Origin of the sequence: Escherichia sp. E2661, assembly GCF_004745185.1 — a bacterium.
Classification (GTDB): domain Bacteria; phylum Pseudomonadota; class Gammaproteobacteria; order Enterobacterales; family Enterobacteriaceae; genus Escherichia.
This window is the reverse complement of the sequence record NZ_PDIG01000011.1, coordinates 210982-226258: the sequence shown is the minus strand read 5'-3', so window position 1 is coordinate 226258 and position 15277 is coordinate 210982. Positions and strand designations below refer to the sequence as shown.

General features: G+C 50.7%; 15 protein-coding genes, 2 pseudogenes and 1 other annotated feature. Of the genes and pseudogenes, 13 read left to right on the top strand and 4 right to left on the bottom strand.

The window, feature by feature from the left end; genetic code table 11:
- On the top strand, positions 1-258 hold a 258-nt coding region (locus tag CRI63_RS06625; RefSeq protein ID WP_167852305.1), incomplete at its 5' end, for an IS3 family transposase.
- A 204-nt stretch (positions 259-462) separates the two neighbouring features.
- On the opposite strand, the gene yjjX is transcribed toward CRI63_RS06625, so the two are convergent.
- Complete coding sequence (gene yjjX / locus CRI63_RS06620) at positions 463-984, bottom strand: inosine/xanthosine triphosphatase (RefSeq protein WP_135385075.1); 522 nt, start codon at positions 982-984, stop codon at positions 463-465.
- Between the two features lie 50 nt (positions 985-1034).
- Between yjjX and gpmB the strand changes: the two genes are divergently transcribed.
- On the top strand, positions 1035-1682 hold the full coding sequence (gene gpmB, locus CRI63_RS06615; RefSeq protein ID WP_059216559.1) for a 2,3-diphosphoglycerate-dependent phosphoglycerate mutase GpmB: 648 nt from the start codon (positions 1035-1037) through the stop codon (positions 1680-1682).
- On the opposite strand, the gene robA is transcribed toward gpmB, so the two are convergent.
- On the bottom strand, positions 1679-2548 hold the full coding sequence (gene robA / locus CRI63_RS06610; RefSeq protein ID WP_130204798.1) for an MDR efflux pump AcrAB transcriptional activator RobA: 870 nt from the start codon (positions 2546-2548) through the stop codon (positions 1679-1681). The two genes, gpmB and robA, sit on opposite strands and share 4 nt — an antisense overlap.
- A gap of 211 nt (positions 2549-2759) precedes the next feature.
- Here robA and creA point away from each other — a divergent pair, with 211 nt between their 5' ends.
- From creA to creD, 4 genes and pseudogenes are all read left to right on the top strand, one after another.
- Entirely contained in the window at positions 2760-3233 is a 474-nt protein-coding gene (creA, locus tag CRI63_RS06605) for a protein CreA (RefSeq protein WP_135518896.1), read from the top strand.
- 12 nt (positions 3234-3245) lie between these two features.
- The gene (gene creB, locus CRI63_RS06600; protein ID WP_135518894.1) at positions 3246-3935 is read left to right on the top strand and encodes a two-component system response regulator CreB; all 690 of its coding nucleotides are present in this window, start codon (positions 3246-3248) and stop codon (positions 3933-3935) included.
- Positions 3935-5360, top strand: a pseudogene (creC, locus tag CRI63_RS06595) (two-component system sensor histidine kinase CreC). The gene creB and the pseudogene creC overlap by 1 nt, the downstream one beginning before the upstream one ends.
- 57 nt (positions 5361-5417) lie before the next feature.
- Positions 5418-6770 carry a cell envelope integrity protein CreD gene (creD, locus tag CRI63_RS06590; RefSeq protein ID WP_135518890.1) on the top strand — a complete coding sequence of 451 codons (1353 nt, stop codon included), beginning with the start codon at positions 5418-5420 and terminating at the stop codon, positions 6768-6770.
- 48 nt (positions 6771-6818) lie between these two features.
- Here creD and arcA read toward each other — a convergent pair whose 3' ends face one another.
- Positions 6819-7535, bottom strand: a complete 717-nt coding sequence (arcA, locus tag CRI63_RS06585) for a two-component system response regulator ArcA (protein ID WP_001194358.1) — start codon at positions 7533-7535, stop codon at positions 6819-6821.
- Positions 7536-7630: 95 nt separating this feature from the next.
- Between arcA and yjjY the strand changes: the two genes are divergently transcribed.
- The 7 genes and pseudogenes from yjjY to CRI63_RS06550 all read left to right on the top strand — a co-directional run bounded on the left by yjjY (position 7631) and on the right by CRI63_RS06550 (position 14422).
- Positions 7631-7771 carry a protein YjjY gene (gene yjjY / locus CRI63_RS06580; RefSeq protein ID WP_001303782.1) on the top strand — a complete coding sequence of 47 codons (141 nt, stop codon included), beginning with the start codon at positions 7631-7633 and terminating at the stop codon, positions 7769-7771.
- Between the two features lie 399 nt (positions 7772-8170).
- Positions 8171-8857, top strand: coding sequence for a tRNA/rRNA methyltransferase (locus tag CRI63_RS06575; protein ID WP_130217510.1), 687 nt, complete (start codon positions 8171-8173; stop codon positions 8855-8857).
- Positions 8858-9070: 213 nt separating this feature from the next.
- The gene (gene thrL, locus CRI63_RS06570; RefSeq protein ID WP_001386572.1) at positions 9071-9136 is read left to right on the top strand and encodes a thr operon leader peptide; all 66 of its coding nucleotides are present in this window, start codon (positions 9071-9073) and stop codon (positions 9134-9136) included.
- Positions 9072-9191 (top strand) — a sequence feature (Thr leader region). Its footprint overlaps the gene before it by 65 nt.
- Positions 9192-9217: 26 nt before the next feature.
- A pseudogene (gene thrA, locus CRI63_RS06565) lies at positions 9218-11681 on the top strand (bifunctional aspartate kinase/homoserine dehydrogenase I).
- Between the two features lies 1 nt (position 11682).
- Positions 11683-12615, top strand: coding sequence for a homoserine kinase (gene thrB / locus CRI63_RS06560; protein ID WP_135491888.1), 933 nt, complete (start codon positions 11683-11685; stop codon positions 12613-12615).
- Positions 12616-13902 carry a threonine synthase gene (gene thrC / locus CRI63_RS06555; RefSeq protein ID WP_135518888.1) on the top strand — a complete coding sequence of 429 codons (1287 nt, stop codon included), beginning with the start codon at positions 12616-12618 and terminating at the stop codon, positions 13900-13902.
- A gap of 205 nt (positions 13903-14107) precedes the next feature.
- Complete coding sequence (locus tag CRI63_RS06550; protein WP_130217502.1) at positions 14108-14422, top strand: DUF2502 domain-containing protein; 315 nt, start codon at positions 14108-14110, stop codon at positions 14420-14422.
- A 38-nt stretch (positions 14423-14460) separates the two neighbouring features.
- Here the strand turns inward: CRI63_RS06550 and yaaA are convergent, their stop codons facing one another.
- Positions 14461-15237 carry a peroxide stress protein YaaA gene (gene yaaA, locus CRI63_RS06545; protein WP_130204817.1) on the bottom strand — a complete coding sequence of 259 codons (777 nt, stop codon included), beginning with the start codon at positions 15235-15237 and terminating at the stop codon, positions 14461-14463.
- Positions 15238-15277 lie beyond the last annotated feature (40 nt).

Here is a 15277-nt window from a genome sequence, read left to right as displayed (position 1 = left end):
TATCAGTCTGCCCTGGCAGACAAAGGGTTAGTGCAGAGCATGTCGCGCAAGGGCAACTGCCTTGATAATGCGGTAATGGAGAACTTCTTTGGTCACCTGAAAGAAGAAATGTACTATCGCCGGAACTACAGGAGTGTGGAAGAACTGGAAAATGCCGTTAGCGAATACATAACTTACTGGAATCAAAAAAGAATAAAACTCAGTCTTGGGGGACTCAGCCCGGTAGAATACCGGACTGAGTATCAAAAAGCCGGTTAAATGAAACTGTCCAGGTTTTGGGGTTCAGTTCAGTCAGCGTCGCATCAGGCATTGTGCACCGAATGCCGGATGCGGCGTGAACGCCTTATCCGTCCTACAAATACCAGCAATTTCAATATGTTTGGTAGGTCTGATAAGACGCGGCAGCGTCGCATCAGGCACCGTGCACCGAATGCCGGATGCGGCGTGAACGCCTTATCCGGTTTACAATGACTGATACACGGCATTATGAAACGGACTCAGCGCCAGGATCACCGCCTGGTGATAGACGCTGGCGCGAGTGAGTTTCCCGGCGGTAAACACGCCGATGGCTCCTTCCTTACGACCAATCTCATCAATACCGGTATAACGCGACATCACGGGGCCAAGCGCCTCACCCTCACGCACTTTCTGCAGAATCACCGCAGGTAACGGCAAAGTAGCCGAACGTGCTTCGCCACGTTGGTTGGTGCTTTCAATGACCACCCAACTGAAGGTGCTGTCACCATCAATGCCCGCTTCAATCGCTACCCAAAAATCGGCCTCTGGATGTAAACGGCGGGCATTTTCTACCCGATTTCGTGCGCCAGCGCGCGTTTCCTCACTGCCAAAGGGTTGTTCCGGTACGCCGCTCTCGACGGCAACGGACTCAATGTGGCAGGATCCTTCGCCGAAGATCTCGTGAAATGCCTGCAGAATGGCCTGAATTTTAGCGGGATTGGTGGTCGCACAGACAACATGGTGCATAATCAGGATTACTCAAAAATTAACGTTACAGCAGTATACGGAAAAAAAGCATGTTACAGGTATACCTAGTCCGCCACGGTGAAACGCAGTGGAACGCCGAGCGACGTATTCAGGGTCAGTCTGATAGCCCACTGACTGCCAAAGGTGAGCAACAAGCAATGCAGGTGGCGGCACGTGCCAAAGAGCTTGGAATCACACATATCATCAGTAGCGATTTAGGTCGCACCCGGCGCACGGCGGAAATCATCGCTCAGGCTTGCGGCTGTGACATAATCTTTGATTCCCGCCTGCGTGAATTAAATATGGGCGTGCTGGAAAAAAGACATATCGACTCTCTGACCGAAGAAGAAGAGAACTGGCGTCGCCAACTGGTAAATGGCACTGTCGACGGGCGTATTCCTGAAGGCGAGTCAATGCAGGAACTGAGCGAGCGCGTCAATGCTGCACTGGAATCTTGTCGGGATTTGCCGCAGGGAAGTCGACCGCTACTGGTGAGCCACGGTATCGCGCTGGGATGCCTGGTGAGTACTATTCTGGGCCTACCTGCATGGGCAGAACGCCGCTTACGTCTGCGTAACTGTTCTATTTCGCGCGTGGATTATCAGGAAAGCCTGTGGCTGGCGTCTGGTTGGGTAGTTGAAACAGCAGGGGACATCTCGCATCTGGACGCCCCTGCATTAGACGAGCTGCAGCGTTAACGACGTACTGGAATCAGCAGTTCGCAGCGCAGATTAATTGGGCGATCTCCCGCTTTGGCATCTTCTGCCGGATAGTATCGCTCAATATCCTGACCTTTACGGCGCGTCAGGTTGAGCATCGGCATGCATGTTCCGTATACCGTCAGGATAAATTCTTGTACGCCGGTTCCCAGACCTTCATAGGTAAACATCACATATTCGCCGCCCTGCAACAGCACCGGATGCCCCGTCAGTACATAGCCGTCTGCTTGCTCCTGAGCCAATGCAGTCGTGTAGAACACCTCTTGCTCGTCGTCTTTATCCTGGCTTGGACGCGTTTCATTCAGGCCGTAAAGTACTGGCGGAATAGTCGGCGCATTACCGAGAAAATCGTGCCAGAACTGATAACGCATTTCATGGCGGAAATCAGAGATTTGCTCCAGTGAACAGGAGTAACTCTGAGTTACGCCAATCAGCGGCGTGTCTTCCAGCGTGACAAATTTGTGCTCTGGCATGGTGAATTCACCCAGACGCAGCGGCGGGCGAATACCAAAGGCGCTCCATTCAGGAGAACGGCGGTAAAGTGCGGGAGTCTGGGCAAACTGCTTCTTGAATGCACGAGTAAATGTCTGTTGAGAGTCGAAGCGGTATTGCAGCGCAATATCCAGAATTGGGCGCGCGGTCAGGCGTAGTGCAACCGCCGATTTCGACAAACGACGAGCACGAATATACGCGCCAATAGCATGGCCAGTGACATCTTTAAACATTCTCTGTAAGTGCCACTTGGAATAACCTGCTTTCGCCGCTACATTGTCGAGCGACAGTGGCTGATCCAGATGACCTTCCAACCAGATTAAAAGGTCGCGAATAATGCCGGCCTGATCCATAAAATATCCTCATCCTTTCACAACGAGCACCTGACATCAGGTAATTGGATAATAGCATTTTTTGCTGTTTTAGCATTCAGTGTTTTTTTCTTTAGTAGAGTATGTTTTAGGTCTTGACGGAAATAAAAGTGTTGAGATTTTGTTCTTAATCAATATGTTATTTACCGTGACGAACTAATTGCTCTGTGTAACTTATAAAAATGGTAACAATATGAAATACAAGCATTTGATCCTGTCTTTAAGCCTGATAATGCTGGGGCCATTGGCACATGCGGAAGAAATTGGTTCGGTCGATACCGTATTTAAAATGATCGGCCCGGATCACAAAATTGTCGTAGAAGCCTTTGACGATCCCGATGTGGAAAATGTCACCTGTTATGTGAGTCGGGCAAAAACCGGCGGTATTAAAGGGGGATTGGGCCTGGCGGAAGATACTTCCGATGCGGCTATTTCCTGCCAGCAAGTCGGGCCGATTGAACTGTCAGAGCGCATTAAAAACGGCAAAGCTCAGGGCGAAGTGGTATTCAAAAAACGTACGTCGCTGGTCTTTAAGTCGTTACAGGTCGTACGCTTCTATGACGCCAAACGCAACGCGCTCGCTTACCTGGCCTACTCCGACAAAGTTGTAGATGGGTCGCCGAAAAACGCGATTAGCGCGGTGCCTGTCATGCCGTGGCGGCAATAACAGAGGCGATATATGCAACGGGAAACGGTCTGGTTAGTGGAAGACGAGCAAGGGATAGCCGACACGCTGGTCTACATGTTGCAGCAGGACGGTTTTGCCGTCGAGGTCTTTGAGCGAGGCTTACCGGTGCTGGATAAAGCACGCCATCAGGTTCCCGACGTCATTATTCTCGATGTAGGTCTGCCGGATATCAGCGGCTTTGAATTGTGCCGTCAGTTGCTGGTGATCCATCCGGCGCTACCTGTACTGTTCCTGACAGCCCGTAGTGAAGAGGTGGATCGCCTGCTTGGACTGGAAATTGGCGCTGACGACTACGTGGCTAAACCGTTTTCACCCCGCGAAGTGTGCGCCAGAGTGCGCACCTTACTGCGTCGGGTGAAGAAGTTTTCTACGCCTTCTCCCGTCATCCGTATTGGTCATTTTGAACTGAATGAACCTGCGGCGCAGATCAGCTGGTTTGACACGCCGTTAACGCTAACACGGTATGAGTTTTTGTTGCTGAAAACGTTACTTAAGTCGCCGGGCCGCGTCTGGTCCCGTCAGCAACTGATGGATAGCGTCTGGGAAGATGCGCAGGACACCTACGATCGCACTGTCGATACTCACATTAAAACGCTGCGTGCCAAACTGCGCGCGATTAATCCCGAGCTTTCGCCGATCAATACCCATCGCGGCATGGGATACAGCCTGAGGAGCCTGTAATGCGTATCGGCATGCGGCTGTTGCTGGGGTATTTTTTACTGGTGGCGGTAGCCGCCTGGTTCGTACTGGCTATTTTTGTCAAAGAAGTTAAACCGGGCGTGCGAAGGGCGACGGAAGGGACGTTGATCGATACGGCAACGTTGCTGGCGGAGCTGGCGCGTGCCGATTTGCTCTCTGGTGACCCAACGCATGGGCAGTTGGCGCAGGCATTTAACCAGCTACAAAATCGCCCGTTTCGCGCCAATATCAGCGGCATCAACAAAGTGCGCAACGAATATCATGTCTATATGACTGATGCGCAGGGCAAAGTATTGTTTGATTCGGCCAATAAAGCCGTCGGGCAGGATTATTCCCGCTGGAATGATGTCTGGCTAACGTTGCGTGGTCAGTATGGTGCGCGCAGTACGTTGCAAAATCCTGCCGATCCCGAAAGTTCTGTGATGTATGTTGCCGCACCTATTATGGACGGCACGCGGCTGGTTGGCGTTTTGAGCGTAGGCAAACCGAACGCGGCGATGGCACCGGTGATTAAACGCAGCGAGCGGCGAATTTTATGGGCGAGCGCCATTTTGCTGGGAATTGCGCTGGTAATCGGCGCAGGAATGGTTTGGTGGATCAACCACTCCATTGCCCGACTCACTCGTTATGCTGATTCCGTTACCGACAATAAGCCCGTTCCGCTTCCTGAACTCGGCAGTAGCGAGCTGCGTAAGTTAGCGCAGGCGCTGGAAAGTATGCGCGTGAAACTGGAGGGGAAAAACTATATTGAGCAGTATGTCTACGCGTTAACTCATGAGTTGAAAAGTCCGCTGGCGGCAATTCGTGGCGCGGCGGAAATTTTACGCGAAGGTCCGCCACCGGAAGTGGTAGCCCGTTTTACCGACAATATTCTGACGCAAAACGCGCGAATGCAGGCGCTGGTGGAAACGCTACTACGCCAGGCAAGACTGGAGAATCGCCAGGAGGTCGTTCTTTCTGCGGTTGATGTGGCGGCATTATTTCGCCGCGTCAGTGAAGCGCGCACCGTGCAGTTGGCAGAAAAAAATATCACTCTTAATGTTATGCCCACCGAGGTTAACGTTGCTGCTGAACCGGCGTTACTGGAGCAGGCGCTGGGGAATTTGCTGGATAATGCTATTGATTTTACTCCCGAGAATGGCTGCATAACGCTAAGCGCCGAAGTGGATCAGGAACACGTCACGCTTAATGTGCTGGATACCGGTAGTGGTATTCCTGACTACGCGCTGTCACGTATTTTTGAGCGTTTCTACTCTTTGCCGCGAGCGAAATGGGCAAAAAAGCAGTGGGCTGGGGCTGGCGTTTGTCAGTGAAGTTGCCCGTTTGCTTAATGGCGAAGTCACGTTGCGCAACGTGCCGGAAGGCGGCGTATTGGCCTTGCTTCGACTTCACCGTCACTTCACATGACTTCAAATTCTTCCCACATAGCCTTCATATCCTGTCGCCATTGCAAAGGAGAAGACTATGTTGAAATCCCCCCTGTTCTGGAAAATGACCACCCTGTTTGGTGCAGTATTGCTGTTGTTGATTCCGATAATGCTGATTCGGCAGGTGATTGTCGAACGTGCCGATTACCGTAGCGATGTGGAAGATGCGATTCGCCAAAGTACCAGCGGGCCGCAAAAACTCGTTGGGCCGCTCATCGCTATTCCTGTGACCGAGCTTTATACGGTGCAGGAAGAGGATAAAACCGTGGAGCGGAAACGAAGTTTTATCCATTTTTGGTTACCTGAGTCGTTGATGGTTGATGGTAATCAGAATGTGGAAGAACGCAAGATTGGTATTTATACCGGTCAGGTCTGGCACAGTGATTTAACGCTACAAGCCGATTTCGATGTTTCGCGTCTTAACGAACTCGACGCGTCAAATATCACCTTAGGCAAGCCATTTATTGTGATTAGCGTCGGGGATGCGCGTGGTATTGGTGTGGTGAAAGCGCCTGAAGTTAACGGAACAGCGCTGACCATTGAACCCGGCACCGGGTTAGAGCAAGGCGGGCAGGGCGTGCATATCCCTTTACCCGAAGGGGACTGGCGGAAGCAGAACCTGAAGCTGAATATGGCACTGAATTTAAGCGGTACCGGCGATCTTTCTGTGGTGCCTGCTGGGCGTAATAGCGAAATGACCTTAACCAGCAACTGGCCGCATCCCAGTTTTTTAGGTGATTTTTTGCCTGCGAAACGAGAAATAAGTGCATCCGGTTTTCAGGCGCAATGGCAAAGTAGCTGGTTTGCCAATAATCTCGGTGAGCGTTTTGCTTCAGGCAATGATACCGGCTGGGAAAACTTCCCGGCGTTTAGCGTCGCAGTCACTACGCCTGCCGATCAGTATCAATTAACGGACAGGGCGACTAAGTACGCTATTTTGCTGATTGCGCTGACTTTTATGGCCTTCTTTGTTTTTGAAACGCTCACCGCGCAACGTTTGCACCCGATGCAATATTTGCTGGTGGGGCTGTCATTGGTGATGTTTTATTTGCTCTTGCTGGCGCTTTCTGAACATACCGGTTTTACCGTGGCATGGGTAATTGCCAGCTTGATAGGGGCATTAATGAACGGTATTTACTTGCAGGCGGTATTAAAAGGTTGGCGCAATAGCATGTTGTTTACCCTCGCGCTGTTGTTGCTGGATGGTGTGATGTGGGGACTACTCAACTCTGCCGATAGCGCACTGTTGTTGGGAACCAGTGTGCTGGTGGTGGCGCTGGCCGGCATGATGTTTGTGACGCGGAATATCGACTGGTATGCGTTTTCACTGCCGAAAATGAAAGCCAGTAAAGAAGTCACAACGGACGATGAGTTACGTATCTGGAAATAAAAAAACGGCGCTAAAAAGCGCCGTTTTTTTGGACGGTGGTAAAGCCGATTAATCTTCCAGATCACCGCAGAAGCGATAACCTTCACCGTGAATGGTGGCGATGATTTCCGGCGTATCCGGCGTAGATTCGAAGTGTTTACGAATACGACGGATCGTCACGTCTACAGTACGGTCGTGCGGTTTCAGCTCACGGCCGGTCATTTTCTTCAGCAGTTCAGCACGAGACTGAATTTTGCCTGGGTTTTCACAGAAGTGAAGCATGGCGCGGAACTCGCTGCGCGGCAGTTTGTACTGCTCGCCATCAGGACCGATCAATGAACGGCTGTTGATGTCCAGTTCCCAACCATTGAACTTATAGCTTTCAACGCTACGACGTTCTTCGCTGACTGTACCCAGGTTCATGGTACGGGACAGCAGGTTGCGTGCACGGATGGTCAGTTCACGCGGGTTGAACGGTTTGGTGATGTAGTCATCTGCGCCGATTTCGAGGCCGAGAATTTTATCGACTTCGTTGTCACGGCCAGTCAGAAACATCAACGCAACATTCGCCTGCTCGCGCAGTTCACGCGCTAACAGAAGACCGTTCTTACCCGGCAGATTGATATCCATGATCACCAGGTTGATGTCATATTCAGAGAGGATCTGATGCATTTCCGCGCCATCTGTCGCTTCGAAAACATCATAGCCTTCCGCTTCGAAAATACTTTTCAACGTGTTGCGTGTTACCAACTCGTCTTCAACGATAAGAATGTGCGGGGTCTGCATGTTTGCTACCTAAATTGCCAACTAAATCGAAACAGGAAGTACAAAAGTCCCTGACCTGCCTGATGCATGCTGCAAATTAACATGATCGGCGTAACATGACTAAAGTACGTAATTGCGTTCTTGATGCACTTTCCATCAACGTCAACAACATCATTAGCTTGGTCGTGGGTACTTTCCCTCAGGACCCGACAGTGTCAAAAACGGCTGTCATCCTAACCATTTTAACAGCAACATAACAGGCTAAGACGTGCCGGACACCCAATAAAACTACGCTTCGTTGACATATATCAAGTTCAATTGTAGCACGTTAACAGTTTGATGAAATCATCGTATCTAAATGCTAGCTTTCGTCACATTATTTTAATAATACAACTAGTTGCCTTATACAACTAATAAACGTGGTGAATCCAATTGTCGAGATTTATTTTTTATAAAATTATCCTAAGTAAACAGAAGGATATGTAGCAATTTTTAACAATTACACCGTTAGTATAGTCAAGAAATAGTTTAGCTTTTTTTAAGTTAACTGAAGGGCTTTTTCTGCGACTTACGTTACTAATTTGTAAATTCTCTCCGCGTAATAAGTTGACATTCATCACCCTGTTCGCGGTTATTTGATCAAGAAGAGTGGCAACATGCGTATAACGATCATTCTGGTAGCACCTGCCAGAGCTGAAAATATTGGTGCAGCGGCTCGGGCGATGAAAACAATGGGATTTAGCGAGCTGCGCATTGTCGATAGCCAGGCACACCTGGAACCAGCTACCCGCTGGGTGGCGCATGGTTCTGGTGATATTATTGATAATATTAAAGTTTTTCCAACGCTGGCTGAATCGCTACACGACGTTGATTTTACCGTTGCTACCACTGCGCGCAGTCGGGCGAAATACCATTACTACGCCACGCCAATAGAACTGGTGCCGCTACTGGAGGAAAAATCGACATGGATGAACCATGCGGCGCTGGTCTTTGGTCGCGAAGATTCCGGCTTGACTAACGAAGAGTTGGCGCTTGCTGATGTCCTCACCGGCGTGCCAATGGTGGCGGATTATCCATCACTGAATTTGGGGCAGGCGGTGATGGTCTATTGCTATCAATTAGCAACATTAATACAACAACCGGTGGAATCTGCCGCAACGGCGGACCCATTTCAACTGCAGGCTTTACGTGAACGAGCCATGTCATTGTTAACGACTCTGGCGGTGGCAGATGACACCAAACTGGTCGACTGGTTACAACAACGCATCGGGCTGTTGGAGCAACGAGATACGGCCATGTTGCATCGTTTATTGCATGATATTGAAAAAAATATCACCAAATAAAAAACGACAAGGAAGGGTGTTTTCAGATTTTTATTCTGACTGCAATGGGCAATATGTCTCTGTGTGGATTAAAAAAAGAGCATCTACCAGCACTCTATGAACTGGTAACCTGCCGTGAGCAAATTAAAATTTTATTGACTTAGGTCACTAAATACTTTAACCAATATAGGCATAGCGCACAGACAGATAAAAATTACAGAGTACACAACATCCATGAAACGCATCAGCACCACCATTACCACCACCATCACCATTACCACAGGTAACGGTGCGGGCTGACGCGTACAGGAAACACAGAAAAAAGCCCGCACCTGACAGTGCGGGCTTTTTTTTTCGACCAAAGGTAACGAGGTAACAACCATGCGAGTGTTGAAGTTCGGCGGTACATCAGTGGCAAATGCAGAACGTTTTCTGCGGGTTGCCGATATTCTGGAGAGCAATGCCAGGCAGGGGCAGGTGGCCACCGTCCTCTCTGCCCCCGCCAAAATTACCAACCATCTGGTCGCAATGATTGAAAAAACCATTAGCGGTCAGGATGCTTTACCCAATATCAGCGATGCCGAACGTATTTTTGCCGAACTTCTGACGGGACTCGCCGCCGCCCAACCGGGATTTCCACTGGCGCAATTGAAAGCGTTCGTTGATCAAGAATTTGCCCAAATCAAACATGTCCTGCATGGCATTAGCTTGTTGGGGCAATGCCCGGACAGCATCAACGCCGCGCTGATTTGCCGTGGTGAAAAAATGTCGATCGCCATTATGGCCGGGGTACTGGAAGCGCGTGGTCACAACGTTACCGTTATCGATCCGGTCGAAAAGCTGCTGGCAATCGGTCATTACCTCGAATCTACGGTCGATATTGCTGAGTCCACCCGCCGTATTGCGGCAAGCCGCATTCCGGCTGACCATATGGTGCTGATGGCTGGTTTTACCGCCGGTAATGAAAAAGGTGAGCTGGTGGTGCTGGGACGTAACGGTTCTGACTACTCCGCCGCGGTACTCGCCGCCTGTTTACGCGCCGATTGTTGCGAGATCTGGACGGATGTCGATGGTGTCTATACTTGCGACCCGCGTCAGGTGCCCGATGCGAGGCTGTTGAAGTCGATGTCGTACCAGGAAGCGATGGAGCTTTCCTACTTCGGCGCTAAAGTTCTTCACCCTCGCACCATTACCCCTATCGCTCAGTTCCAGATCCCTTGCCTGATTAAAAATACCGGAAATCCTCAAGCACCAGGTACGCTCATTGGCGCCAGCCGTGATGAAGATGAATTACCGGTCAAGGGCATTTCCAATCTGAATAACATGGCAATGTTCAGCGTTTCTGGTCCGGGGATGAAAGGAATGGTCGGCATGGCGGCGCGCGTCTTTGCGGCAATGTCACGCGCCCGCATTTCAGTGGTGCTGATTACGCAATCATCTTCCGAATACAGTATCAGTTTCTGCGTACCACAAAGCGACTGTGCGCGTGCTGAACGCGCGATGCAGGAAGAGTTCTACCTGGAACTGAAAGAAGGTTTGCTGGAGCCGCTGGCGGTCACTGAACGGCTGGCCATTATTTCGGTGGTGGGCGATGGTATGCGCACCTTGCGTGGGATCTCGGCGAAATTCTTTGCCGCACTGGCCCGCGCCAATATCAACATTGTCGCCATTGCTCAAGGGTCTTCTGAACGCTCAATCTCTGTCGTGGTAAATAACGATGATGCGACCACTGGCGTGCGCGTTACTCATCAGATGCTGTTCAATACCGATCAGGTTATCGAAGTGTTTGTGATTGGCGTCGGTGGCGTTGGCGGCGCGCTGCTGGAGCAACTGAAGCGTCAGCAAAGCTGGCTGAAGAACAAACACATCGATTTACGCGTTTGCGGCGTTGCTAACTCGAAGGCGCTGCTGACTAATGTGCATGGCCTTAACCTGGATAACTGGCAGGAAGAACTGGCGCAAGCCAAAGAGCCGTTCAACCTTGGGCGCTTAATTCGCCTGGTGAAAGAATATCATTTGCTGAATCCGGTGATTGTCGATTGCACTTCCAGCCAGGCGGTGGCGGATCAATATGCCGACTTCCTGCGCGAAGGTTTCCATGTGGTGACCCCGAACAAAAAGGCCAACACCTCGTCGATGGATTACTACCATCAGCTGCGTTACGCGGCGGAAAAATCACGGCGTAAATTCCTTTATGACACCAACGTCGGTGCGGGGTTGCCGGTCATTGAGAACTTGCAAAACCTGCTCAACGCGGGTGATGAATTGATGAAATTCTCTGGCATTCTTTCTGGTTCGCTTTCTTTCATCTTCGGTAAGTTAGACGAAGGGATGAGCTTCTCCGAGGCCACCACGCTGGCAAGAGAAATGGGCTATACCGAACCGGACCCGCGTGATGATCTTTCTGGTATGGATGTGGCGCGCAAGCTGTTGATTCTCGCCCGTGAAACAGGACGATCACTGGAACTGGCGGATATCGAAATCGAATCTGTGCTGCCCGCAGAGTTTAACGCGGAAGGCGATGTTGCGACTTTTTATGGCGAATCTGTCACAGCTCGACGATCTCTTTGCCGCGCGCGTGGCGAAGGCCCGTGATGAAGGAAAAGTTTTGCGCTATGTTGGCAATATTGATGAAGATGGCGTCTGCCGCGTGAAGATTGCTGAAGTGGATGGCAACGATCCGCTGTTCAAAGTGAAAAACGGCGAAAACGCATTGGCCTTCTATAGCCACTATTATCAGCCACTGCCGCTGGTCCTGCGCGGATACGGTGCGGGTAATGACGTTACAGCTGCCGGTGTCTTTGCCGATCTGCTACGCACCCTCTCATGGAAGTTAGGAGTCTAAAATGGTTAAGGTTTATGCTCCGGCTTCCAGTGCCAATATGAGCGTCGGGTTTGATGTGCTCGGGGCGGCGGTGGTGCCTGTTGATGGTTCCTTGCTGGGAGATGTAGTGACGGTTGAGTCAGCAGAGCGCTTCAGTCTCAACAATCTTGGACGGTTTGCAGGCAAGCTACCGTCAGAACCGCAGGAAAATATCGTTTATCAGTGCTGGGAGCGTTTTTGCCAGGAAGTGGGTAAGCAAATTCCAGTGGCGATGACCCTGGAAAAGAATATGCCGATCGGTTCTGGCTTAGGTTCCAGCGCCTGTTCGGTGGTCGCGGCGCTGGTGGCGATGAATGAACACTGCGGTAAGCCGCTCAATGATACCCGCCTGCTGGCCTTGATGGGCGAACTGGAAGGGCGTATCTCCGGCAGCATTCATTACGACAACGTGGCACCGTGCTTTCTTGGCGGCATGCAGTTGATGATCGAAGAAAACGGCATCATCAGCCAGCAGGTACCAGGATTTGATGAGTGGTTATGGGTGTTGGCGTATCCGGGGATTAAAGTCTCGACGGCAGAAGCACGGGCTATTTTACCGGCGCAGTATCGCCGCCAGGATTGCATTGCGCACGGGCGACACCTGGCGGGCTTCATTCACGCCTGCTATTCCCGCCAGCCTGAACTTGCCGCGAAGCTGATGAAAGATGTTATCGCTGAACCCTACCGTGAACGTTTATTGCCAGGCTTCAGGCAAGCACGTCAGGCGGTCGCGGAAATCGGTGCGGTAGCGAGCGGTATCTCCGGCTCGGGGCCGACCTTGTTCGCCCTGTGCGATAAACTGGATACCGCCCAGCGAGTTGCCGACTGGTTAGGTAAGAATTACCTGCAGAATCAGGAAGGTTTTGTTCATATTTGCCGGCTGGATACGGCGGGCGCACGAGTACTGGAAAACTAAATGAAACTCTACAATCTGAAAGATCACAATGAGCAGGTCAGTTTTGCGCAAGCCGTAACGCAGGGATTGGGCAAAAATCAGGGGTTGTTTTTCCCTCATGAGCTACCGGAATTCAGCCTGACCGAAATTGATGAGATGCTGAAACTGGATTTCGTCACTCGCAGCGCGAAGATCCTCTCGGCGTTTATTGGTGATGAGATCCCACAGGAAGTTCTGGAAGAGCGCGTGCGCGCGGCATTTGCTTTCCCGGCTCCGGTCGCCAAAGTTGAAAATGACGTCGGTTGTCTGGAGTTGTTCCACGGGCCAACGCTGGCATTTAAAGATTTCGGCGGTCGCTTTATGGCGCAAATGCTGACTCATATTGCGGGCGATAAGCCAGTGACCATTCTGACTGCGACTTCTGGCGACACCGGAGCGGCGGTGGCTCACGCTTTCTACGGTTTACCGAATGTTAAAGTGGTCATCCTTTACCCGCGCGGCAAAATCAGTCCACTGCAAGAAAAACTGTTCTGTACGCTGGGTGGCAATATTGAAACTGTTGCCATCGACGGCGATTTTGATGCCTGCCAGGCTCTTGTGAAACAGGCGTTCGATGATGAAGAACTGAAAGTGGCGCTGGGGCTGAACTCTGCTAACTCCATTAACATCAGTCGCTTGCTGGCGCAGATTTGCTATTACTTTGAAGCCGTGGCGCAGTTGCCGCAGGAAGCGCGCAACCAGCTGGTTGTTTCAGTTCCAAGCGGAAACTTCGGCGATTTGACGGCAGGATTGCTGGCGAAATCACTCGGTCTGCCGGTGAAGCGTTTTATCGCTGCGACCAACGTGAACGATACAGTGCCGCGGTTCTTGCATGAAGGCCAGTGGTCGCCTAAAGCTACCCAGGCGACATTATCCAATGCGATGGATGTCAGCCAGCCAAACAACTGGCCGCGAGTGGAGGAATTGTTCCGCCGTAAAATCTGGCAACTCAAGGAGCTGGGTTATGCGGCGGTGGATGATGAAACCACCCAGCAGACAATGCGTGAGTTAAAAGCACTGGGCTATACCTCGGAACCGCATGCTGCCGTGGCTTACCGCGCGCTGCGTGACCAGCTTCATCCTGGCGAATATGGCCTGTTCCTCGGCACTGCGCACCCGGCGAAGTTTAAAGAGAGCGTGGAAGTGATTCTTGGTGAAACGCTGGAACTGCCAAAAGAGCTGGCAGAACGTGCTGATTTACCCTTACTTTCACATAGTCTGCCTGCCGATTTTGCCGCGCTGCGCAAGCTGATGATGAATCATAATTAATATCCATTAAATTTCGAAAAAATAGCCGGGCTTGCGTTTATGCAGCTCGGCTTTTTTGTGGAGAAAATATGAGAAAAATCGACAGAAAAAAAGGAGAAATTTTCAATAAATGCGGTAACTTAGGTTGGATAATGACAACGAGGGTTCTTTTACCGTAAGCTCCTTTTATCGGCCCATAACTGGCAATGATAATAAGGAGTCACCTGTGAAAAAGATGCAATCTCTCTTACTCGCATTTTCCCTGATTCTGGTTGCTCCTATGGCAGCGCAGGCTGAGGAAATAATGCTGGTGCCATCAGTAAAGTTACAGATTGGCGATCGTGATTATCGCGGTTTCTACTGGGATGGCGGTTACTGGCGTGACCACGACTGGTGGCACAGAAATTATGAATGGCGAGGCAATCGCTGGCACCCATACGGACTGCAGCCGCACTATAATAATCATCGCGATCATCGTGACGATCATCGTCATGACCACCGGGATGATCATTATCCGGGGCCTGGCAGACATCACCGCTAAATATAAATGCCGGATGACCTCCGGCATTTACCGCAAACTTAACGCAGTTCGTAGCGTTTAAACACCAGTTCGCCATTGCTGGAAGAGGCTTCATCGAAGAAGTAACCTTCACTGTTAAAACCTGTCAGTTGCTCTGGCTTGGTCAGGCGATTTTTAATGATAAACCGACTCATCAGGCCACGCGCTTTTTTAGCATGGAAGCTGATGACCTTAAACTTGCCGTTCTTCTCATCGAGGAATACCGGCTTGATTATCTCGGCATTTAATTTCTTCGGTTTCACTGATTTAAAATACTCATCTGACGCCAGGTTAATCACCACTTGATCGCCTTGTGCTTCGAGCGCTTCGTTTAGCTTGTTGGTGATCACATCCCCCCAGAACTGGTACAGGTCTTTACCCCGCGCATTCTCAAGACGGATCCCCATCTCCAGACGGTATGGCTGCATTAAATCGAGCGGGCGCAGTACGCCGTACAAACCGGAAAGCATACGTAAATGCTGCTGGGCAAAAGCGAAATCTTCTTCACTAAAGGTTTCGGCTTGCAAGCCGGTATAGACATCGCCTTTAAATGCCAGAATTGCCTGCCGGGCATTCTCTGGCGTGAAATCTGGCTGCCAGTCATGAAAGCGGGTAGCGTTGAGATCGGCCAGCTTGTCACTGATTTTCATCAGTTTGCCAATCTGCGGTGCCGTTAGTTTTCGCGCTTCATGAATAAGCTGTTGGGAGTTGTCTAACAGCTCCGGCAGCGTGTAGCGTGTGGTGGCCAAAGGGCTTTGATAATCAAGTGTTTTAGCAGGTGAAATCAGAATCAACATATCCAGTCCTTGCAGGAAATTTACTGCGACTGTAGCAAAA

Excerpts from the sequence above, each read along its gene's own strand:
- gpmB (WP_059216559.1), top strand. The coding sequence starts at position 1,035 with ATGTTACAGGTATACCTAGTCCGCCACGGTGAAACGCAGTGGAACGCC.
- thrB (WP_135491888.1), top strand. The coding sequence starts at position 11,683 with ATGGTTAAGGTTTATGCTCCGGCTTCCAGTGCCAATATGAGCGTCGGG.
- robA (WP_130204798.1), bottom strand. The coding sequence starts at position 2,548 with ATGGATCAGGCCGGCATTATTCGCGACCTTTTAATCTGGTTGGAAGGT.
- thrC (WP_135518888.1), top strand. The coding sequence starts at position 12,616 with ATGAAACTCTACAATCTGAAAGATCACAATGAGCAGGTCAGTTTTGCG.
- yaaA (WP_130204817.1), bottom strand. The coding sequence starts at position 15,237 with ATGTTGATTCTGATTTCACCTGCTAAAACACTTGATTATCAAAGCCCT.
- yjjX (WP_135385075.1), bottom strand. The coding sequence starts at position 984 with ATGCACCATGTTGTCTGTGCGACCACCAATCCCGCTAAAATTCAGGCC.
- creD (WP_135518890.1), top strand. The coding sequence starts at position 5,418 with ATGTTGAAATCCCCCCTGTTCTGGAAAATGACCACCCTGTTTGGTGCA.
- yjjY (WP_001303782.1), top strand. The coding sequence starts at position 7,631 with ATGACTAAAGTACGTAATTGCGTTCTTGATGCACTTTCCATCAACGTC.
- CRI63_RS06575 (WP_130217510.1), top strand. The coding sequence starts at position 8,171 with ATGCGTATAACGATCATTCTGGTAGCACCTGCCAGAGCTGAAAATATT.
- creA (WP_135518896.1), top strand. The coding sequence starts at position 2,760 with ATGAAATACAAGCATTTGATCCTGTCTTTAAGCCTGATAATGCTGGGG.
- creB (WP_135518894.1), top strand. The coding sequence starts at position 3,246 with ATGCAACGGGAAACGGTCTGGTTAGTGGAAGACGAGCAAGGGATAGCC.
- arcA (WP_001194358.1), bottom strand. The coding sequence starts at position 7,535 with ATGCAGACCCCGCACATTCTTATCGTTGAAGACGAGTTGGTAACACGC.